The sequence below is a fragment of the Vibrio sp. S457-15 genome (assembly GCF_000960545.1).
Lineage (GTDB): Bacteria > Pseudomonadota > Gammaproteobacteria > Enterobacterales > Vibrionaceae > Vibrio > Vibrio parahaemolyticus.
Genome location: NZ_JYOQ01000037.1, coordinates 15,556 through 36,450 on the forward strand (window position 1 = coordinate 15,556; position 20,895 = coordinate 36,450).

The window sequence follows — 20,895 nt, forward strand, 5'->3', positions numbered from 1 at the left end:
AAGCTGAACAATCAAACTGGCAACATGGAGAGTCATCATGCAATGGACGTTCAACCAACTCGTGTCTACGGGTCTTTTTCTTAGCGCCTCTATCACCCACACCGCGTTTGCAAACCAAGCCACCGATGCGATTGCCCCAGAGCAAAGTACTGGGCTTGAGCACAAACAACTGGTCAAAGCCAAAGACTATATGGTGACAGCAGCGAACCCAATTGCTACCCAAGCAGGTGCTGATATACTGGAGCAAGGCGGCAATGCCATTGATGCTATGGTGGCGGTACAACTGATGCTTGGCTTAGTCGAACCACAATCTTCCGGCATTGGTGGCGGCGCATTTTTGGTGTATTGGGATGGCGAACAACAAAAGCTCACCACTTATGATGGTCGAGAAACTGCGCCCCTCGCCGCAACCCCAACACTGTTTTTGGACGACCAAGGCCAGCCGCTGCAATTCTATGATGCCGTTGTAGGCGGACGATCTGTCGCGACGCCGGGCACCGTCAAACTGTTGTGGGATACCCACCAAAAATACGGCAAGCTGGAATGGAAAAAGATCATTCAGCCAGTGATCAACTTGGCTGAGGAAGGTTTTGCCGTCAGCCCTCGTCTCGCCAGTTTGATTGCCAACGACGCCGAGCGTTTATCACGTTTTCCGACCACAAAAGCGTATTTCTTTAACGCCGATGGCTCACCAAAAGCCGAAGGCACACGATTAAAGAATCCAGAATACGCGCAAACCTTGCAAGCCATCGCCAAGCAAGGTGCTCAAGCCTTCTATCAAGGTGATATTGCCAAAGACATTATCGCAACCGTGCAAACCGCAGTGAATAACCCGGGCGTGTTGGCACAACAAGATTTTGATACTTACCGCATCAAACAGAGAGAGCCCGTTTGTGCGGCTTATCAAAGCTACGACATCTGCGGCATGGGGCCACCAAGCTCAGGCGCGCTAACTGTCGGACAGATCTTGGCTATCACCGAGCAATACGATCTCAAAGGCTGGGGACCAGACAGCGCCAAATCTTGGCAGGTCATTGCGGACGCATCTGGTCTCGCGTTTGCTGATCGCGGTAAGTACATGGCCGATCAAGACTATGTACCCATGCCAACCGAAGGTTTGTTGGACAAAGACTATCTCAAACAACGTGCCGAGCTTATTCAGGTCGGCAAAGCACTGACGAAAGTGGAAGCCGGTAACCCACCGTGGTCACATGCAATGAATCTCAGTATGGATGAATCGATAGAACTGCCTTCCACCAGCCATTTCAACATCGTCGACAAGCAAGGCAATGTGGTTTCAATGACCACCACCATCGAGAACGCTTTTGGCTCGCGCTTAATGGTTCGCGGCTTCCTGCTCAATAACGAGCTAACAGACTTTTCTTTCCGCACTCATCAAGATGGCGCGCCAATCGCCAACCGATTAGAACCTGGCAAACGTCCTCGCTCCTCCATGGCTCCGACCATCATCATGAAAGATGATCAACCATACATGGCAATTGGTTCACCGGGCGGCAGTCGCATTATCGGCTATGTGGCACAAGCCATCATTGCTCATACTCAATGGGACATGGACATTCAGCAAGCGATCAACCAACCAAGAGTGTTAAACCGTTTTGGTACTGTCGACCTCGAACAAGATAGCGCAGCCACTCAGTTGCAACCGGCGCTCGAAAAGATGGGCTTTAAGACCGAAATTCGCGATTTGAATTCCGGTTTACACGCCATTCGCATCACTGAAAATGGCTTAGAAGGTGCTGCCGATCCGCGTCGAGAAGGTGCAGCCATCGGAAAATAGTAGCCTTTCGCTCGGCCCTTTGTGCGAGATCTCTCACAAAGGGTTGAGTAAAACTCTCTTTTTTAGCAGTAAAAGCACCCCAAACAACCCGTAAGCCATTGAATAATATAAATACGTGCAGTTTTTAAACGTTTGCGAAATAAAAAAATGTGAACTTGCACCGTTGTTGGATAGCGCCAAAAACGTAATATTAAACCTGTCGGAAGGATGCTGACACGGAACAGGAAACACCACGGATTTGGTGAACTTCAGGAAGAAGAAACGGTTATTCAGGATGAATAGTCGGGCATGGAATGCAAAACTGGACATTGAACGGAATCAATAGCGGCTAGGATGGTTGCTACTAAGGACGGGAAATGGACACCTCTGGACGAGGCAAGGACTGAACATCAGGATGATGTCATGGACACCGCTCAGGGAACAAGTGATGAGAGCTAACGAGGATAGTTAGCAGACCAGGATAAGGTCATCAAGGACACCGCTAGGAAGGCGACGAAAGGATTAAGCTGAAGGAATACAGCACGCTATCAAGGATTCGATGCAAGGAGCACTTTTTAGTAGCTGGATTGCTGCGAGTAAGACTATAACCCCGATGGGCGCAAGCCCTCGGGGTTTTTCTTTTTCTGCCATTTCCGCCCGACCTGCCAAGCACAGTTGTCCCCATCTCAAGCTCAAGCTCAAGCTCAAATAAGGTACTTTGTAGGCTCCAGATACAACAAGAGCCGCCAAAGCAGCCCTTGAGTTAGTTTGCGAACAATGCAAGCTAGCTTTCGATAAAAACCTTACAGTTTCTCTAGTCTAGCGTAAGCAGTCACTAACCATTTAATGCCTTCACCATTGAACGCAATTTGAACGCGACTCTGTGGACCGCTGCCTTCAAAGTTAATGATGGTGCCTTCGCCAAACTTTGGATGCATTACGCGTGAACCAAGTGAAAAGCCCGTCTCGTTGAAGTTCTCTTTCACCGCAGTTTGGCTAAAGCGACCACTGCTTGCAGGTCGGCTGACTTGCGCTTTCATCCGCACTTCATCCAAGCACGTTTCCGGCAACTCACGAATAAAACGCGATGGCTTATGGTACTTATCTTGACCATACAAACGGCGCATTTCCGCGTAAGTGATGTAGAGTTTTTGCATCGCGCGCGTCATACCGACGTAGCACAGGCGGCGCTCTTCCTCTAAACGCCCTGCCTCTTCCGCCGACATCTGGCTTGGGAACATGCCTTCTTCAACGCCCACCATAAACACCAATGGGAATTCCAAGCCTTTTGCACTGTGCAGTGTCATCAATTGAACTGCATCTTCAAATTCGTCGGCTTGCCCTTCACCCGCTTCTAGCGCCGCATGAGTCAAGAACGCAGTCAGCAGCGACATCTCTTCCGCTTCTTCTGGCTTCTCGAATTGGCGAGTTGCGGTCACCAATTCCTCCAAGTTCTCAATACGAGCCTTAGATTTTTCGCCCTTCTCTTGCTCATACATGGCAAACAAGCCAGAGTACTTGATCACATGGTCTGTTTGCTCGTACAACGGCATCTCTAACGTGTCGTCTTCGAGTGCGGTAATAAGTTCGATAAAGCGACCTAATGCCCCAGCCGCTCGACCCGCGAGCACTTGTTCATCCAACATCGCAACGCTGGCTTCCCACATCGTGCAACCACGATCACGCGCCGCACGGCGAATGGTTTCTAGTGTCTTGTCACCTAAACCACGAGTTGGCGTATTCACCACACGTTCAAATGCAGCATCGTCATTACGGTTGGCCATCAAACGCATGTAGGCCAGTGCGTCTTTGATTTCCTGACGCTCGAAGAATCGCATACCACCATAAATACGGTATGGTAGACCAGCTTGAATCAACGCTTCTTCCAGTACACGAGACTGGGCGTTGTTGCGGTACAACATCGCTGCATCATTCAATGCTCCGCCTTTGTCTTGCCACTCTTTGATTTTGTTAACCGCAAAACGGGCTTCGTCCAACTCATTGTAAGCACTGTAAACCGAAATCGGCTCACCAACGACGCCGTCAGTCCACAGCTCTTTACCCATACGCTCAGTGTTATTGGCGATCAAGGTATTGGAAGCTTCCAAAATGGTCTTGGTGGAACGGTAATTCTGCTCTAGGCGAATGGTGGTTACACTTGGGAATTCACGGGTGAATTTCTCAATGTTTTCGACTTTTGCTCCGCGCCAACCGTAAATCGATTGGTCATCGTCACCCACGATCATCACATGACACTCAGGCCCCGCCATCATGCGTAGCCAAGCGTATTGGATATTGTTGGTGTCTTGGAACTCGTCAACCAAAATGTGTTTAAAACGCGCCTGGTAGTGCTCGCGGACAAACTTGTTATCGCGCAGTAGCTCATGAGCGCGAAGCAGAATTTCTGCGAAGTCGACCAAACCTGCACGGTCACACGCTTCTTGATAAGCGGTGTATAGCTGCAAGTAGGTTTTGGTCACGGGATCGTGGTAAGCATCGATATGTACTGGGCGCAGACCTTCGTCTTTTTTGCCGTTAATCCACCAAGCCACTTGGCGTGCAGGCCACTGCTTTTCATCCAGATTTTGTGCTTTGATCAGACGCTTCAGTAAACGTTGTTGATCGTCGCTGTCGATGATTTGAAAATCTTCCGGTAGCTTGGCATCAAGATAGTGCGCACGCAAAATGCGGTGACAAATACCGTGAAAGGTACCATTCCACATGCCTGACGCACTGCCCATCATCAACTCTTCAATACGGCCACGCATCTCCGCTGCCGCTTTGTTGGTAAAGGTTACCGACATGATTGAGAACGGAGACGCTTGTTCTACCGACATCAACCAAGCGATACGGTGAACAAGAACGCGAGTCTTACCACTCCCTGCACCAGCAAGGACGAGCAAGTTTTCTAGAGGTGCTGCAACGGCTTCACGCTGTTTGTCGTTCAAACCGTCGAGTAATAGAGATGGATCCATCATGATGAGCTACTGGTTATTTATACATAAAAATAGATTATAACCTAAACAACTAGGGTGTGTTGAGACAAAACTAGATAAAAAGTTCGACGATTTTTTACTCATCCATTCAATCAGTTATGTAAATCAAACCATCAAAAAGCATTCTCCAAAACAATTTCCCTGAAAGTTTTTCACTCACCTTCCTATCTCTTAAGTTAAGCAAGCGGACAAAAACTGTGCATCTCAATCGCTCGTCTGCTTGCCCATCTCAACGTAAAGGAAATCATTCAGAGGAAATTATTATGAAAAAATCGAATCTTGCTGTTACTGCTGCGGTTACTGGCCTACTAGCCCTTGGTGGCACTCTACTAACAGCAACACCAGCTGTCGCGGCAGAAAAAGAAAAGTGCTACGGCGTGGCAAAAGCGGGGAAAAATGACTGTGCGACGAAGAACAGCTCTTGCGCCGGCACGTCAAAACAAGACCACCAGAAAGACGCATTTGTGGTGGTTCCAAAAGGTCTTTGCGACAAATTGGCCGGCGGCAGCACCAGCGCATCTTAATTTCTCCGTTAATTGCTGTGGGCGTGTGATGGCTCAACTCACACCCCACAACCTCTTCTCATCCAGTTCGAAAAGGAGTTTCACGTGAAACACTACGATTTTCACCCTCTTGTTGGCGTTGGTTTACGGACTCCTCATTTGGACTTTTTTCAGCAACAACGCCCAGAACTGTCTTGGTTAGAAATTCACAGCGAGAACTACTTTCAACCCAATGCAGCCGAACGAAAATATCTACACACTTTGCGAGAGCAATACCAGATCAGCTGCCACGGAATTGGTTTGTCGTTAGGCTCTGTTGAACGCGTTAGCCAAGTACACCTAGCTCAACTGAAAGCGTTGATTGATGCCATTGACCCGATGTTTGTCTCTGACCATTTGAGCTGGAGTGAAAATGGTGGGCACTATTTTAACGACTTGCTTCCCCTACCATACACCGAAGAAGCACTGAACGTTTTTACTCGCAATGTGCTTGAAGTTCAGGATTATCTGCAACGCGAAATCTTAATTGAGAACCCATCGAGCTATGTGAAGTTTCAACACTCGACGATCAGCGAGTGGGAGTTTCTCGCTGAGGTTCAGCAGCGCACAAGTTGCCGGTTACTGCTCGATCTGAATAACGTACACGTATCAGCCTTCAATCACGGCTTTGATTGCAATACCTATCTGTCCGCCATTCCGGCAGACAAAGTGGATGAAATTCATTTGGCGGGTTTCACCATCAAGCAACTCGATAAAGGCGAAATTTGGATTGATACTCACAGCCGTCCAGTTAGCACGGAAGTCTGGAAGTTATATCAACATTGGATTGAACAGTATGGTCCGCGCCATACCTTAATTGAATGGGACTTAGATATCCCAGCACCAGAAGTGTTATTGGCAGAAGCGGAAAAGGCCTCGCTCCTTCTCTCCCAAATTACCACCCCGCTTAGCGCTACGAGGAAAGCCTCATGAAGCTAGCCACCTTACAAGACCAGTTTGCGAAAGCGCTTCACTATCAGGCATTGGGCGATGACTGTAATATTGCAAGCGGTCAGTTTACCGCTGACGAGCGCATGCAGATATATCGCAACAACTTTATCATCAGCTTGAGCGAAGTCCTCTCTGCTACTTATCCGATGGTTGAAGCGTTACTAGGGGAAACGTGCTTTGCCCAAATAGCACGCCAACATGTTTTAACGCACCCACTCCAAGAAGGCAGTGTTATTCACTACGGAAAAGACTTCCATCACACTGTGATGTTGTTTGGTCAGATCATGGCTCAAGCGCCATACAGCCCAGAAGTCGCACTCTTTGAATGGAACATCGACCTTGCTCGCCAAGCTCGTTATGAGCATCAAGCAGACACAGCCGTGCAACCGCTGACTGAATTACCACACGTACCAGAGTCGCAACATTCTCATTTAGTTTTCCACCTTCGTCCTGGGTGTAAGTGCTTTGATGCTCATTACGCGGTGTTTGATTTATTCGCAGCTGTTCGTACTCAGCAATTCGATCAGCTCAACATCAACCAATTACAACAAGGGGTGATCCGTATCGATCCCAATGGTGAAGCGCAGTGTTTCGCGCTGGATGACGAAGCCTATCAATTGCTTGCCAGCTTGGAACAAAAGCAATGTTTGAGCGATATCCCTGAGCCGTTGCTCGCTCATCTTAATCACATCATGACGCTTGACCTGATTGAAGGTTTTACGCTGCAAACCGCGTAAGGAGGATACGATGACAGATTCTGTTAAAAGCCTGATTAGCCGCTACGACGAATACACCAACAGCTTACAAACTCACGCAATGCCGTTGTTGCTGCTGTTTTGCCGTTTATGGGTCGCTTGGGTGTTTTTTAATTCTGGCCTTATCAAAATTGCCTCATGGGATAGCACCTTGTACTTATTCGAATTTGAGTATCAAGTTCCGTTGCTACCTTGGGAACTTGCCGCCTATTCAGGCACATTCGCAGAGTTAGTTCTTCCGGTCTTTTTAGCGCTTGGATTATTTACTCGCCCTATGGCTGCCATGTTGTTTGTATTCAACATTATCGCTGTCCTGTCCTACCCACTACTTTGGGAGAAAGGTTTCCATGACCACCAACTCTGGGGGTTAATGATTTTGATTGTGACGCTGTGGGGAGCCGGTCCGTTTTCGCTCGACCGATTGCTAAAAGACAAATTCGTCAGATAGAAAAACCCCCGCGATTGCGGGGATTTCTTTTATTGCTTGTTTAGATAAGCCAGCAGTTCATCCGCTGAGATACCTTGTTGTGCGAGGTCTTTTGCTAATAGCTCAACTTGCTCGCCCTTGCGTGACTCAATCACTTGTTGAAATTGGTACACAATGTCACGCAAGATTGGTAGAGGTACTTGTTTTGCCGCACTACGAATGCGCTCGGAGCTTTGATTGCCCAGCTCATTAAGCAACTTACCAAACATCACCTTTTCTGGTGATTCTTCCATTTGCTCTAAAATACGAGCCATTTCATACGTGGTTAACGACATTACTTTTTGAATTCCATTATGGTGTCAGGAAAAGTGTGAACGACAAATATACACGCGTTACATACATTGGAAAATACTAAATTACACTGATTTACGCATTAGCGAAGCGAGCGTGCCAGCTCTTACCAGCCTTTGAAAATAGAATCACCAATGCTGGTAGCAATACCCACATATGAATAGCAATCAATGTTTGTGGATCAAACGGCAAACGCTGTAAGGTACCCACTAACAAACCAGAACCGCTCATTTGGAACAAACCAAGTAGCGCCGCGGCTGTGCCCGCTTTATCACCGAATGGTTCCAACGCCTTGCCCGCGGCGCCGCCAAGAATCAAAGCAAAACCAACGGACGACATAAAGATTGGCAGCATGAACGACAGCGCCGTGTTTTGGCCATTCATCACCAGCATCACCACACCAGCCAGAGCCAACGTCGAGATACCAACCACAAGCGTGTTGTGTGTGCCAAAACGTTCCATGAACTTCGGTGCCAACATACAACCAGCGATGTTGATAACCGCGTTAATGCCAAACCAGAATGTGAACTCATTCATTGAAAGGCCCATGCCTGTCATCAATACCGACGGTGCTGACGTCACGTAAGCTAAGATAACTGCCATGGCCATCAAACATAGTGACGCGTGGAAAATGAAAGATGGCGTGCTCAGTACCGACCAGTAACGACTTACTTTGAATACCGCTTGTTTCTCGGTTGCAGGGTTGGTTTCCTTCATCATCAAGAACATCAACGTTCCTGAGACAACCGCAAAACCAGCCATAAAGCTGAAGTTTGCACGCCAATCGAATTGCTGTGTTAACCAGCTACCTAAGATTGGTGCCAGTGCCGGAATAAAGCAGATCGCACCATTAAGGTAGCTGATCATCTTGCCGCTTTTCTCTGGGCCGAAAATATCGCGAACTGTTGCAAAGGCTGCTACCGATGTCGCACACGCACCTAAGCCTTGTAGCAAACGAGACATCAACATCCACTCAATATTTTGAGCACTCCACGCCAATAAAGCGCTCATTGCGTAGATAGTGATGCCGCCCAATGCAACAGTTCGACGTCCGAGTTTATCTGCCAAGGGGCCAGCAAACAGTTGGCCAACACCCATAGCAAATAGGAACCATGTAATCGTGTCTTGTGCTAGCGCATTGTCTACCTGAAAAGTTGAAGCGATAAGAGGTAACGCAGGTAGATAGATATCAATCGCAAGCGGACTGAAAAGAACCAAAAGGGTCAACAACGCCATTTGTTTTTTACTATTAGAAATATGGCTAGACACACAACACTCCAAATTGAACAAGAACTTTGCAGAGAGCTTAATCATCTGATGATATGAATGGAAATGATGTATAATCATGACCATTATTCCCCAGAGGAAATTCACCGTGAACATAGAAAAGCTCGCTCGTCTCGACCTGAACTTACTGGTCTGTTTTAAAGTGCTAATTGAAGAGCTTAACGTGACTCGAGCAGCGCATCGACTGTGCCTTAGCCAATCCGCGGTGAGCAAATCATTAGCCAAACTTCGCATTCAATTTGATGATCCATTGTTTACGCGTAACTCACATGGATTAACGCCAACACCACGTGCATTGTTCCTCAAACCGAAACTGGATCTGTTGATTAACCAATTAGAAGTGCTGACCCAGCCAGAAGAGTTTTCGCCCCAAAGCAGTGAATACCGCTTTCAAATTGCAGCCGTGGAAAGTGTCTACCCATTAATCTTGCCGCATTTCTTACCAGCGATTTTTCAACAGGCACCCGGCGTCACCATCAGCACGCATCCTTGGTCAGATAACACCTTCAAAATGTTGCAGCGTGGTGAGTTGGATTTGGGATTAACTGGTAAAGACATCGACATCAATGACGCAAAGCTTACCCTGCTGCCACCGGATGATATTTGCGAACTCGAAATCTATCGCGACCATCAGATGTGCATCATTCGTAAAAACCACCCCGCACTAAAACAGAAGTGGAACCTCGAAGCGTATCTCGCACTTCGTCACGTACAAGTGCGATGTGATGGAAACGACCGTTGGTTGTTGGATTATCGTTTAGCAGACATTGGCGCAGAGCGCGATATTGCAGTCACTGTTCCAGATTTCAATAGTGCCGCCAGCTTGTGTTCTTACACCGACTTCATCTTTACCGCGCCGAGCCATTTTGTGCAACTGGCTGCCAAACAGCTCGACTTGGTGGTCTTGCCATTGCCGCTTGAATTCCCGCCCATGGCTTACACTCTGTTTTGGCACAGAGACAGAGAAAACGACCCAGCCTTGAATTGGCTGCGCACGATGATCACGCAAAAAACCGATCACCTTAGATAAAAATGTCGGACGCAATTTGCGCTTAGCGGTTAAAATGAGTAGCTTAACAGTCGATAGTCCTTTTTGGCTCATCTATGGCCTGTTGTACCCAGACTTAAACGTCATCTTGCTACGACGTTTAACTCAATCACTGCACGAAGCAGAAGGAAACAGCTCCCACACCTGAGCATGAAGGAGCGGTAATTTGAAGGAATAAAACAGATGCACAACGATACCCTAAACCGCGTGAACGCAATTCGCGAATGGCTTGCTCAACACAACATTGATGCCCTACTGATCCCTCACGAAGATGAATACCTGGGTGAATATGTCCCTGCGCACAATGAACGCCTCCATTGGCTAACCGGATTCACAGGCTCTGCAGGCGCAGCCGTGATCACACAAGACAAAGCCGCGATTTTTGTTGATGGTCGCTATACAGTGCAAGTGACCAAACAAGTTCCTAACGAGTTGTTTGAATATCGCCACCTAATTGAAGAACCGGCATTGGATTGGATTCAAGACAATCTAACCGCAAATGCGTCCGTGGCTATCGACCCCCGCATGCACAGTTCAGCTTGGCTAGATATGGCACAAGCAAAACTGGCCGGAAAACTTGAGCTAAACATTCTCTCCAGCAACCCAATTGATGAATTGTGGCATGACCGCCCTGCACCCGTGGTTTCTGACGTTCGCCTCATGCCAACAGAAGCCGTTGGTCAATCAAGCGAAAGTAAGCGTAAAGAGATCGCTCAACTGGTAGCAAAAGCCGGTGCAGACAGCGCTGTCATCACAGCGCTTGATTCTATTTGTTGGCTATTGAATGTACGTGGCTTAGATGTATCGCGTTTGCCAGTTTTACTGTCGCACGCGATTCTTCATGCCGACTCAAGTGTAGAGTACTTCCTAGATCCCGCTCGCTTACCTGCTGAATTTGCAGCGCATGTGGGTACTGGTGTGACGGTTCATCATCCAGAAGCACTTCAATCACGCCTTGAAGCCATGTCTGGTAAAAAGGTATTGCTCGACCCAGCAATCAGTAACGCATGGTTTAAGTTAGTTCTGCAAAATGCAGGCGCATCGGTTATTGCTGCAGCCGATCCATGTTTAATGCCAAAAGCCGCGAAAAACGAAGTTGAGATTGCGGGCATGAAAGCCTGTCATATCCGCGACGGTGTAGCGATGAGCAAATTCCTTTGCTGGCTAGATGCCGAAGTGGCTGCAGGCAATCTTCATGATGAAGCTACACTGGCTGATCGCCTAGAAGCATTCCGTAAAGAAGACCCAACGCTGATGGATCTGAGCTTTGATACCATTTCTGCGGCAGGCGGCAATGCTGCCATGTGTCACTACAATCATGAGAACCAACCTGAGCCAGGTAAGCTAGAGCTGAATACGCTTTACCTTGTTGATTCAGGCGGTCAGTACCTAGATGGCACAACCGACATTACACGCACCATCGCGATTGGTCAGCCATCAGCAGAAATGGTCAAGCAGTTCACTCTCGCGCTGAAAGGTCATATCGGTGTAGCACGTGCCCGCTTCCCGAAAGGCACTCGCGGTTACCAAATCGATACATTGGCTCGCCAACATCTCTGGGCGGAAGGTTATGACTACGACCACGGTACTGGCCACGGTGTAGGTCACTTCCTAAGTGTGCATGAAGGTCCGGCAAGCATCTCTAAGAAACAAATTGATGTGCCGCTAACTGAAGGCATGGTGCTATCAAATGAGCCTGGTTACTACCGTGCAGATACGTTCGGTATCCGAATCGAAAACCTAGAGCTCGTAGTTGAAACACCGACTAACGGTGACTTCCCTGTTCTATCATTCGAATCCTTGACGCGCTGTCCAATCGATAAACGTAATATCAATGTCGATATGCTGACTCGTCCAGAACTTGCTTGGTTGAACGACTACCATCAAAAAGTATGGGAACAAATCAGCCCGCTTGTTGAAGGCGAAGTAAAAGAATGGCTACGCGAAGCAACTCTGCCGTTGGCCCACTCTTAAACAAAAGTGCGAACATGTATTAAAGATAAAATAGAAAAGGCTCTCCACTTGGAGAGCCTTTGTTATGGGCTAAATTCGCAAATTCAGCCCATAATTCACATCCATGAAACTCAAAGCTAAGCGTTCATTCAATTACAATGTTTCACGTGAAACATGCCAATGACACAGTAAACGCCTCAGTTAACCTGAGTAAACTGAGTGCCAATCACGCCAGACCGGATCGAAACCTTTCGCTCTAATCATGTCTTCTACCGATGCCGCGCTACGCTCGTCACTGATTTCGAACTGTTCCAGTTCCACCTCTTCGGTCGCATAACCACCGGGTTGTGTTTTCGATGCCGCAGACATACTCGTAATGCCTAACGGTAATACATTGTCGCGAAACTGCGGTGATTCGCGCGTCGACAATGACAACTCCACTTCCGGATTAAACAGCCGATAGGCGCAAATCAATTGCACCAACTGCTTATCCGTCATGACAGACTTCGGTTGTAATCCCGACGCTGGTACATTACCGGCACAAGGGCGTAAACGAGGAAAAGAAATCGAATAACGCGATTGCCAATAAGTACGCTCAAGGTAATCCAGATGAGCAGCAGCAAAAAAGCAGTCGGTGCGCCACTCTTCCAAACCAATCAAAGCGCCAATACCGATTTTGTCGATCCCCGCTTTTGCCAATCTATCAGGCGTTTCAAGCCGGTATCGGAAATCCATTTTATTGCCACGCAAATGATGCTGAGCATATGTTTTGGGATGATAGGTTTCTTGATACACCATCACCGCATCAAGGCCCAATGTTTTGAGTTCGGCGTATTCGTCCTGATCCAACGGTTGGACTTCCATCGCTAAATAATTAAATCGCTGCTTGATGATTGGCACCATTTCGCGAAAGTATTTCATCCCAACTTTGGTCTCATGCTCACCCGTTACCAGTAACACGCTGTCGAACTTCATTCGCTTAATCGCATCAATCTCCGCCTCAACTTCGTCCCTATTCAGTGTTCTTCGCTTTATGCGGTTCTCCATAGAGAAGCCACAATAGGTACAAGCGTTGGCACAAAGGTTAGAGAGGTACAGAGGAATATACAGCGACATAGTGTTGCCAAAACGCTTACGCGTCAGCGAATAAGAAAACTTTGCCATCTGCTCTAAGTACGGTTCAGCAGCAGGAGAAATCAACGCTTTAAAATCTTCCAAATCTCGTTTGGGTTTTGCTAGCGCCCTTTCCACATCCTGCTCCGTTTTGGCATAAATCGACATGGATATGTCATCCCAATCGAGCTGCTGAAAGCGATCATAAAAGCTCATCTTGAACCCTCACTTCTACAGTTCATCGAGAAAAGCCGTTAGCGGACTGGAAGCAACGGCATGAGAAACTTTCCCTGCAAGCCCAGCTTTATAAGCCATACGACCTGACTCGACTGCCATCTTGAACGCTTTCGCCATCGCAACGGGATTACTTGCAGCAGCGATCGCCGTATTGACCAACACGGCATCCGCGCCCATTTCCATCGCTCTTGCCGCATGTGAAGGCGCACCAATTCCCGCATCCACGACAACAGGTACGTTCGCTTGGTCAATAATGATTTCTAGAAAATCGTGCGAAGCGATACCTTTGTTCGAACCAATCGGCGCTCCCAATGGCATCACCGCAGCACAGCCAACTTCTTCCAGCCGTTTACATAACACCGGATCAGCATGGCAATATGGCAACACAATAAAGCCATCTCGCACGAGCTGTTCGGCAGCGGCTAAGGTTTCTATCGGATCAGGCATTAAGTATTTTGGGTCGGGATGGATCTCCAGTTTGACCCAATTTGTGCCCAACGCTTCGCGAGCAAGCTGCGCAGCAAAAACCGCATCTTTGGCATTTTTAGCGCCAGAGGTGTTCGGTAGCAAATTCACACCGGCGTGAATCAGAGGCTGCAAAATGTCATCTTGCTGATCATGTACATCCACACGTTTAAGCGCCATCGTCGCGAGCTGTGAACCTGAAACCTGGATGGCTTCGGCCATTAAATGGCTATTAGAAAATTTGCCTGTTCCTGTGAACAAGCGTGATTTAAATTCTTTATCTCCAATTTTCAGCATCGACATTATCCCCCTGCGATGGCTTGAAACAGAGAGATGCTATCTCCCTCAGAAAGTACCGTACTCGCCCATTCGCTACGCGGCACCACTTGATTATTAATGGCAAAAACACAGCCCATTTCAGGCAGAGAAAACTGGGTAATGATTTGCTGTAGGTTGGCTTTACACTCGACCCGCTGAGCTTGGTCGTTAATAGCGATAGTTATCACGTTACCTCTCTCCTTTAACAAAGGAACGCACAAACGAACTTGCTGCGAATTGATTTGAAACTGTCATGGCGGTCATCTCTTAACTGCTCATTGGTGCAAGATTATTGTCACCACAAACCTGACATTGCTTGTCTTTGGTTATAGACATGGTCTGCCAGTTCATCCGCAGTCCATCAAAGAGGTGTAACTGACCACACTCAACATGAAAGCGATCTATCGCCAACTTTTGAATAGCAGCGAGAGCTTGGTAGTTCCCCAGAGTGCCCACCACCGGACCGATAATGCCGGTTTCGCTGCACTTCATTGTTTGCTGCAATTCATCAAACGGATACAAGCATCGATAGCAGCCTGAATTTGATGGTTTGTCTGAGTAGTCAAAAACAGCAAACTGCCCTTGCCAACCAATCGCGGCCGCCGATATCAGAGGTGTATTTTGCTCATAACAAACTTGATTGATCAGCTGCCTCGTTGGCAGGTTGTCACTGCAATCCAACACCAAATCCGCCAACATGACTTCGAGTTTTAACTGAGCTTGGTCGAGGCGCTTGGTAATCGTGCGTACCTGAATCATTGAATTGAGATCACGAAGCTGCTGTGCCATCGCCTCGGTTTTCGCCAGTTCAATGTCACCTTCACGATAGATAACCTGACGCTGCAAATTGCTGCTATCAACATGGTCATCGTCAATCACAACCAACTTACCCACGCCAGCAGCCGCGAGATACAAACTTGCTGCACTACCCAACCCACCACAGCCGATGAGCAACACATGAGATTGACCAAGACGAGCTTGACCCGACTCTCCAATTTCAGGCAACGAAACTTGGCGCTGATAGCGAATGAATTCTTGATCAGTAAGCACGATTGTCCTCCATTACCAATGACGTGCTCGTTGTGCTCATCAGTTGGTCGAAAAACTCAATCACTTGTTTCGGCGATTCGGACAAGGTAATCGCACGAACCACCGCTAAACTGGACACGCCACATTGCCAAACTTGATCCGCGTTTGATTGGTCAATGCCACCAATGGCTACAGTTGGATAGCCAACACTTTCACCATATGGAATGCTATCGATCAGCTTTTGATACAAAGCTAAGCGAACCAAACCTTGCGGTTTGGATGGCATTTGTTTGGTGGTGGTCGGAAAGATATGCCCCAACGCAATGTAGCTTGGGTTAATTTGGACGATACGCAGCAGTTCATAATAACCATGGGTTGATAGACCTAAGCAAATACCTGCGGTGCTCAACTGGCTCAAATTGGAATCTTCGATATCCTCTTGACCAAGATGAACCCCGAACGCGCCATGCTTTATTGCTAGTTGCCAATAATCATTAATAAAAACTTGAGCGTCATACTGACGACCGAGTTCAATCGCGCGTGCAATCTGCTGTTCTAAGTCTGGCTGATAGGGGTCTTTGATACGTAGTTGAATGGTGTTGATGCCCAATGGCAACAACCGTTCAATCCAACTGACGTCGTCCACTACCGGATAGAGCCCCAAACTCTGTTTGCTCAGATGAGGAAAGTTAACCGACTGTCCGTGTGATGACCAACCTACTTTGATGCCTAAACGACAATCTTCTAAGACTGGTGTAGGAAAATCAGCAAACTGAGACGCCCACTCCTGCTGAACAATTGTTTCACCATTAATAAGTGTTTCACGTGAAACATTCGTCATTGCGCGCGCCAAGATCAAAGCGTCTTCAATAGGGAAATCGAGAGCAAGCAGCGTTACTGTCCACGCTAAGTGTTGATCGGTTTGAAGAGTTGTAGTTCTAGAAGTAGAACCAACTGACAGAGCTCTTATTTCATCATTAATCGGATGGCGCCAGATATCCAACACGTCCGCGCTTGTCGTTTCAACAGAATCATCGTGCTTAGACTCTACGTCTTCAATACCAATAAAAATGGCCGAGGATGGTTGTTGGCGACATTCTGAAACCGATAGACCTGATTGGTAGTAAAGCACAAAATCGGCAGTTTCTGCTTCCTCACATACGTCAATCAGATCGGTACCTACACGAAAGGTATTTTGCCCAAGAACAAGTTGAATAAATTGAGTCGGGCTTACGCCCAACTCAATCTCATCAATACTAAAACCCTGTTCTTTCGACAACAATAAACACTGCTGAACAGATCCTGTCAGCGGAATTAACGACGACGGAATAAGGATTTTAGCCATTACTCATCCGCCTCGGCGTGCACGGCTGGGTGATAAAGCTCCGAGCCTGTCGCACGAAACTCTTCAGACTTCTTACGCATGCCTTCCAGCGGGTCATCTAACATCTTGATAGAAATCGCCTGATCCGCGGCAACTAGCTCTGTATCTTTGGCATACTCCCTGACTTCTTGAGAAATCTTCATTGAGCAGAATTTAGGGCCGCACATTGAGCAGAAGTGCGCTACTTTTCCAGACTCTTGCGGCAGCGTTTCATCATGAAATGCACGTGCGGTATCGGGGTCTAAAGCGAGGTTAAATTGGTCTTCCCAGCGGAATTCAAAACGCGCCTTTGATAAAGCATTGTCACGAACTTGTGCTCCCGGATGCCCTTTTGCTAAATCCGCAGCATGCGCAGCTAGCTTGTAGGTGATCATACCGGTTTTAACGTCTTCTTTATTTGGAAGCCCCAAGTGCTCCTTAGGGGTCACGTAACACAACATAGCGCAGCCATACCAACCAATCATCGCCGCGCCAATACCTGATGTAATATGGTCATAACCCGGAGCGATGTCTGTCGTTAGAGGGCCCAAGGTGTAGAATGGCGCTTCATGACAGTGTTCCAACTGTTGGTCCATATTTTCTTTAATCATATGCATTGGAATATGGCCAGGGCCTTCAATGATGACCTGCACATCATATTCCCATGCGATTTTCGTCAACTCACCGAGCGTACGCAACTCTGCAAATTGCGCTTCATCGTTCGCGTCTGCAACCGAGCCAGGACGCAAGCCATCACCAAGAGATAGAGCGACATCGTACTTCGCACAAATTTCACAGATCTCGCGGAAATGGGTGTATAAGAAGCTTTCTTGGTGATGTGCTAGACACCACTTAGCGATAATCGAGCCACCACGCGAAACAATCCCCGTCACTCGTTTCGCCGTCATTGGAACATAGCGAAGTAGTAAACCAGCATGGATAGTAAAGTAATCAACGCCCTGCTCTGCTTGTTCGATTAACGTATCGCGCATGACTTCCCAATTCAGGTTCTCAGCAATGCCATTTACTTTCTCCAAAGCCTGATACATAGGAACCGTACCAATTGGCACCGGGCTATTGCGTAAAATCCATTCGCGAGTTTCATGAATGTTACGGCCGGTAGAAAGGTCCATCACGGTATCGCCACCCCAACGTGTCGCCCAGACAAGTTTCTCCACTTCTTCTTCGATTGAAGACGTGACCGATGAGTTACCAATATTGGCATTCACCTTAACTAAGAAGTTACGGCCAATAATCATTGGTTCAGATTCTGGATGATTGATATTCGAAGGAATGATGGCGCGACCTTCTGCGACTTCTTTACGAACGAATTCTGCAGTAATGTCTTTAGGTAGATTTGCACCGAAGCTTTGGCCAGGATGCTGCTGAGTCAGCACGTTATCGCGATATTGAGCGCGCCCCATGTTCTCACGCAGTGCAATGTATTCCATTTCCGGAGTAACAATGCCTTTGCGAGCATAGTGTAGTTGAGTGACGCATTTTCCGGCTTTAGCTCGTCGAATACGTGGTAAGTTGCCATAACGCAAATCATCTAAGGTTTCATCGTCAAGACGCTCTTTTGCGTAAACAGAGCTCACATCTTCAAGGATTTCAGTATCATTACGTTCTTCAATCCACCCTTCTCTAAGCTTTGGTAAGCCATTGTAAAGGTCGATAGAGTAATCTGGGTCGGTATACACACCAGAGGTGTCATAAACACGTACAGGCTCATTCGGCTCAAAAATTGGAGCCTCTTTGGTGCCACCAATTAGGCTATCAGCCAAAGAAATTTCACGCATTGGCACTCGGATGTCAGGACGAGAACCCTCTACATACACTTTGGTTGAGTTTGGGTACGGCTGTACCGAGAGAGTATCAATAAACTGTTTTGCTTCCAGTCTCGCTTGTTTGCGACTCGACATAGCATTTTTCCTTGCTTGTTATTCTAGATAAAAAGTATTGGGATAAAAATGCTTGGCGGATAGATGCGACAAGAGGGGTCGAATTATTGACGATTAGAGTTCAGGTGCTCACTCTTTGTCTATTACTGCATTCGACGTTTTGATAGGTTAGCCAGACGTTGTCTGGTGTAGGTATCTTCTCTTGTTCCCTTCGCAGATATTAATCTGATCAGGTTCAACGGATCCCGAATTAACGGTCTCAGCCTTATGGCACTCCGACAAGTGAAGCCAGTATATAAAAACGGCTTGGTTAAACCAAGCCGACCTGATTACATTTTCGTTACTTTTGCTAGCTACGCATCAATAATTGGAAACCGATCCAAGCCGCCGAGATACTCAGTACAACATTTAATAAGATGTTTAAACCCATTTTAAAGAAAGCACCTTGCTGCATAAGCAGTACGTTATCCATAGAAAAGGTTGAAAAGGTGGTAAGCGCACCGAGGAAGCCTAGGCCAATCACTTGTCTCCATGGTTCAGTTGCTAATATTTCACTTTCAAATGCAGCAATGAGCAACCCCATGATGAAAGAGCCAACAACGTTAACAGTCAGCGTACCGTAAGGAAAGCCCCGCCCGAAAAGTAAGACACAAAACTCAGACACTAAATATCGAGAACACGCACCGATTGCCCCACCGAGTGCGATAAAGCCTAAAATAGAAAACTGCCCCATAATTCCCCCAATAAGTTCTGATGATATTGTAATCAAAATCGCTCAGTCATCGGTAACACAATCTTAGAATTCGACAATATAATCGCTTTAAAACCACTAAAATATTTAAAAGTTACAGGAGTCACTTTTACATACGTTCCAAGCAATTTTTCATAGGAAGAACCCTTACGGGAATTTACCGTTTAGATCAACATATCTCGTTTAAGTACTACTTGAAGAAAATGCTGATTCGTTATGGATAGCCTCAATAACATCAACTTTAAAAAGCTCGCAAGTCAGCAAAAATACATTCAGATGAAAATGAGACTGCTGGCCCTTGATCATTTCAAAGATGGACACTCACTCACACAGATCACAACGTTGCTCAAGGTAAGCCGAACCAGTGGTCCAAACCTTTTTTGAAGAAGGGATGGAAGATGGCAAGAAAAGCCAAGCACAGGAAGACTACCTCTCTTAACTTCCGATCAAAGAAAATAGTTGAGCCAATACACAAAAGATAAAGCCAATGATACACAAGGTGGACGACTGACTGGTGCCGACATCCAGGCTTATATCGTGAAAGAATTTGGTCAGCACTACCACTCTGATTCTATCTATTACCTGCTCGACCACATGGGCTTTTCATGGATAACTTTCCCCCCCAAACAATCTCAACTAACACAAGAGGATTTGAAAAATTCAAAATCGAAACGATCCTTAAAATCCCAGAAAATATGGCTTTAGAGTAAAACCAGATTTGGACAACAAAACACGACAACACGCTTATGGGCTAAAAAAGGAACTCGCCCAAGAGCCGTGAAGCAATAACAATTTGAGTATGCTTATCTGTTTCGGTTCAGTCTGTCCCAAAAAAGGAATTGGTGAGGCTATCATTGTCCCTGGGTTAATAAAGACATCATGATAGAGCACTTAAAACAAATATTGGCAGTCACGGAGGAGGGACGCCACGCTGTCGTTGTAATGGATGGTGCAGGATGGCATACAGAAGAAATTGCCAATGACTTTAAAATGTCAGTGTCATCAAACTTTCGCCCTATTCTTCAGAGCCAAACCCTATCGAACAAGTATGGCGTTGGTTGAGGCAACGCGATTTATCCAACCAATCTTTTACTGATTACCACGACATCATCTCCAAAGTCTACGATGCATGAAGTCGGTTTTTGGATAGCTCAAAAAGAGTCACCAAAATGTGCTCGAGAAGATGGATGGATAGACCTGACCAATTAATTTTCCAGGTTGGTATTAACTGTGCTGAGAGTCTTAGTCGCGACCGACTTGGGATTTAATACAAATCCCATCTAATTCTCATTCTCAAACATCAGAAATGAAAAAAGCCTCGCTATTTCTAGCGAGGCTTCTTAATAGTGGCGGAGAGATAGGGATTTGAACCCTAGATACGCTATTAACGTATGCCGGTTTTCAAGACCGGTGCTTTCAACCACTCAGCCATCTCTCCACAAATTTTCATCATCAGATTAGTACACTGATGATGTTGTTACACGTAGTACGGGTAACGATATTTAAAGCCTGGCGATGTCCTACTCTCACATGGGGAAGCCCCACACTACCATCGGCGCTATTTCGTTTCACTTCTGAGTTCGGAATGGAGTCAGGTGGGTCCAAAACGCTATGGTCGCCAAGCAAATTCT

General features: G+C 47.0%; 18 protein-coding genes, 1 tRNA gene, 1 rRNA gene and 1 riboswitch. Of the genes, 8 read left to right on the top strand and 12 right to left on the bottom strand.

The window, feature by feature from the left end; translation table 11 throughout:
* The first annotated feature begins 37 nt into the window (after positions 1-37).
* Positions 38-1,798, top strand: a complete 1,761-nt coding sequence (ggt, locus tag UF05_RS05295) for a gamma-glutamyltransferase (RefSeq protein ID WP_045545794.1) — start codon at positions 38-40, stop codon at positions 1,796-1,798.
* A gap of 782 nt (positions 1,799-2,580) precedes the next feature.
* On the opposite strand, the gene uvrD is transcribed toward ggt, so the two are convergent.
* Positions 2,581-4,755, bottom strand: coding sequence for a DNA helicase II (gene uvrD, locus UF05_RS05300; RefSeq protein ID WP_045545795.1), 2,175 nt, complete (start codon positions 4,753-4,755; stop codon positions 2,581-2,583).
* A 281-nt stretch (positions 4,756-5,036) separates the two neighbouring features.
* Between uvrD and UF05_RS05305 the strand changes: the two genes are divergently transcribed.
* From UF05_RS05305 to UF05_RS05320, 4 genes are all read left to right on the top strand, one after another.
* Positions 5,037-5,297 (top strand): BufA1 family periplasmic bufferin-type metallophore, encoded by a 261-nt coding sequence (locus UF05_RS05305; RefSeq protein WP_005458571.1) that lies wholly within the window; start codon positions 5,037-5,039, stop codon positions 5,295-5,297.
* A gap of 84 nt (positions 5,298-5,381) precedes the next feature.
* The gene (gene bufB, locus UF05_RS05310; RefSeq protein WP_005458570.1) at positions 5,382-6,248 is read left to right on the top strand and encodes an MNIO family bufferin maturase; all 867 of its coding nucleotides are present in this window, start codon (positions 5,382-5,384) and stop codon (positions 6,246-6,248) included.
* Entirely contained in the window at positions 6,245-7,003 is a 759-nt protein-coding gene (locus UF05_RS05315; RefSeq protein ID WP_045545796.1) for an HvfC/BufC N-terminal domain-containing protein, read from the top strand. Before bufB ends, UF05_RS05315 begins: the two co-directional genes overlap by 4 nt.
* A gap of 10 nt (positions 7,004-7,013) precedes the next feature.
* Positions 7,014-7,469: a DoxX family protein gene (locus UF05_RS05320; protein WP_029841203.1), complete on the top strand. Its 456-nt coding sequence runs from the start codon at positions 7,014-7,016 to the stop codon at positions 7,467-7,469.
* Positions 7,470-7,498: 29 nt separating this feature from the next.
* Here UF05_RS05320 and tsrA read toward each other — a convergent pair whose 3' ends face one another.
* Entirely contained in the window at positions 7,499-7,783 is a 285-nt protein-coding gene (tsrA, locus tag UF05_RS05325; RefSeq protein WP_005458563.1) for an H-NS-like global regulator TsrA, read from the bottom strand.
* 91 nt (positions 7,784-7,874) lie between these two features.
* On the bottom strand, positions 7,875-9,068 hold the full coding sequence (locus UF05_RS05330) for a multidrug effflux MFS transporter (protein WP_005480931.1): 1,194 nt from the start codon (positions 9,066-9,068) through the stop codon (positions 7,875-7,877).
* A 106-nt stretch (positions 9,069-9,174) separates the two neighbouring features.
* On the opposite strand from UF05_RS05330, the gene UF05_RS05335 reads away from it, so the two are divergent.
* Together UF05_RS05335 and UF05_RS05340 are read left to right on the top strand one after the other, a co-directional pair.
* Positions 9,175-10,116 (top strand): LysR family transcriptional regulator, encoded by a 942-nt coding sequence (locus tag UF05_RS05335; protein ID WP_005465075.1) that lies wholly within the window; start codon positions 9,175-9,177, stop codon positions 10,114-10,116.
* A gap of 201 nt (positions 10,117-10,317) precedes the next feature.
* A complete protein-coding gene (locus UF05_RS05340; protein ID WP_045545797.1) occupies positions 10,318-12,108 on the top strand; it encodes an aminopeptidase P family protein in 1,791 nt (596 codons plus the stop codon).
* A gap of 180 nt (positions 12,109-12,288) precedes the next feature.
* Here the strand turns inward: UF05_RS05340 and thiH are convergent, their stop codons facing one another.
* The 7 genes from thiH to crcB all read right to left on the bottom strand — a co-directional run bounded on the left by thiH (position 12,289) and on the right by crcB (position 19,246).
* Positions 12,289-13,416, bottom strand: a complete 1,128-nt coding sequence (gene thiH / locus UF05_RS05345) for a 2-iminoacetate synthase ThiH (RefSeq protein WP_045545798.1) — start codon at positions 13,414-13,416, stop codon at positions 12,289-12,291.
* A gap of 15 nt (positions 13,417-13,431) precedes the next feature.
* Positions 13,432-14,199, bottom strand: coding sequence for a thiazole synthase (locus tag UF05_RS05350; protein WP_005480959.1), 768 nt, complete (start codon positions 14,197-14,199; stop codon positions 13,432-13,434).
* 5 nt (positions 14,200-14,204) lie between these two features.
* On the bottom strand, positions 14,205-14,408 hold the full coding sequence (gene thiS, locus UF05_RS05355) for a sulfur carrier protein ThiS (RefSeq protein ID WP_005465067.1): 204 nt from the start codon (positions 14,406-14,408) through the stop codon (positions 14,205-14,207).
* 79 nt (positions 14,409-14,487) lie between these two features.
* Positions 14,488-15,270: a thiazole biosynthesis adenylyltransferase ThiF gene (gene thiF, locus UF05_RS05360; protein WP_045545799.1), complete on the bottom strand. Its 783-nt coding sequence runs from the start codon at positions 15,268-15,270 to the stop codon at positions 14,488-14,490.
* Entirely contained in the window at positions 15,260-16,594 is a 1,335-nt protein-coding gene (locus UF05_RS05365; RefSeq protein ID WP_045545800.1) for a thiamine phosphate synthase, read from the bottom strand. Before UF05_RS05365 ends, thiF begins: the two co-directional genes overlap by 11 nt.
* On the bottom strand, positions 16,594-18,534 hold the full coding sequence (gene thiC, locus UF05_RS05370; protein WP_045545801.1) for a phosphomethylpyrimidine synthase ThiC: 1,941 nt from the start codon (positions 18,532-18,534) through the stop codon (positions 16,594-16,596). The genes UF05_RS05365 and thiC overlap by 1 nt, the downstream gene beginning before the upstream one ends.
* Positions 18,535-18,702: 168 nt before the next feature.
* Positions 18,703-18,801, bottom strand: a riboswitch (TPP riboswitch).
* A 61-nt stretch (positions 18,802-18,862) separates the two neighbouring features.
* Positions 18,863-19,246 carry a fluoride efflux transporter CrcB gene (gene crcB, locus UF05_RS05375; RefSeq protein ID WP_005497358.1) on the bottom strand — a complete coding sequence of 128 codons (384 nt, stop codon included), beginning with the start codon at positions 19,244-19,246 and terminating at the stop codon, positions 18,863-18,865.
* A 477-nt stretch (positions 19,247-19,723) separates the two neighbouring features.
* On the opposite strand from crcB, the gene UF05_RS26810 reads away from it, so the two are divergent.
* A complete protein-coding gene (locus tag UF05_RS26810) occupies positions 19,724-19,969 on the top strand; it encodes a helix-turn-helix domain-containing protein (RefSeq protein WP_240497008.1) in 246 nt (81 codons plus the stop codon).
* 642 nt (positions 19,970-20,611) lie between these two features.
* Here the strand turns inward: UF05_RS26810 and UF05_RS05395 are convergent.
* Together UF05_RS05395 and rrf are read right to left on the bottom strand one after the other, a co-directional pair.
* A tRNA-Ser gene (locus UF05_RS05395) sits at positions 20,612-20,702 on the bottom strand.
* 69 nt (positions 20,703-20,771) lie between these two features.
* Positions 20,772-20,887, bottom strand: a 5S ribosomal RNA gene (gene rrf / locus UF05_RS05400).
* Positions 20,888-20,895: the final 8 nt, after the last annotated feature.

Excerpts from the sequence above, each read along its gene's own strand:
- ggt (WP_045545794.1), top strand. The coding sequence starts at position 38 with ATGCAATGGACGTTCAACCAACTCGTGTCTACGGGTCTTTTTCTTAGC.
- uvrD (WP_045545795.1), bottom strand. The coding sequence starts at position 4,755 with ATGATGGATCCATCTCTATTACTCGACGGTTTGAACGACAAACAGCGT.
- UF05_RS05305 (WP_005458571.1), top strand. The coding sequence starts at position 5,037 with ATGAAAAAATCGAATCTTGCTGTTACTGCTGCGGTTACTGGCCTACTA.
- UF05_RS05315 (WP_045545796.1), top strand. The coding sequence starts at position 6,245 with ATGAAGCTAGCCACCTTACAAGACCAGTTTGCGAAAGCGCTTCACTAT.
- UF05_RS05320 (WP_029841203.1), top strand. The coding sequence starts at position 7,014 with ATGACAGATTCTGTTAAAAGCCTGATTAGCCGCTACGACGAATACACC.
- tsrA (WP_005458563.1), bottom strand. The coding sequence starts at position 7,783 with ATGTCGTTAACCACGTATGAAATGGCTCGTATTTTAGAGCAAATGGAA.
- UF05_RS05340 (WP_045545797.1), top strand. The coding sequence starts at position 10,318 with ATGCACAACGATACCCTAAACCGCGTGAACGCAATTCGCGAATGGCTT.
- thiH (WP_045545798.1), bottom strand. The coding sequence starts at position 13,416 with ATGAGCTTTTATGATCGCTTTCAGCAGCTCGATTGGGATGACATATCC.
- UF05_RS05350 (WP_005480959.1), bottom strand. The coding sequence starts at position 14,199 with ATGCTGAAAATTGGAGATAAAGAATTTAAATCACGCTTGTTCACAGGA.
- UF05_RS05365 (WP_045545800.1), bottom strand. The coding sequence starts at position 16,594 with ATGGCTAAAATCCTTATTCCGTCGTCGTTAATTCCGCTGACAGGATCT.
- thiC (WP_045545801.1), bottom strand. The coding sequence starts at position 18,534 with ATGTCGAGTCGCAAACAAGCGAGACTGGAAGCAAAACAGTTTATTGAT.
- crcB (WP_005497358.1), bottom strand. The coding sequence starts at position 19,246 with ATGGGGCAGTTTTCTATTTTAGGCTTTATCGCACTCGGTGGGGCAATC.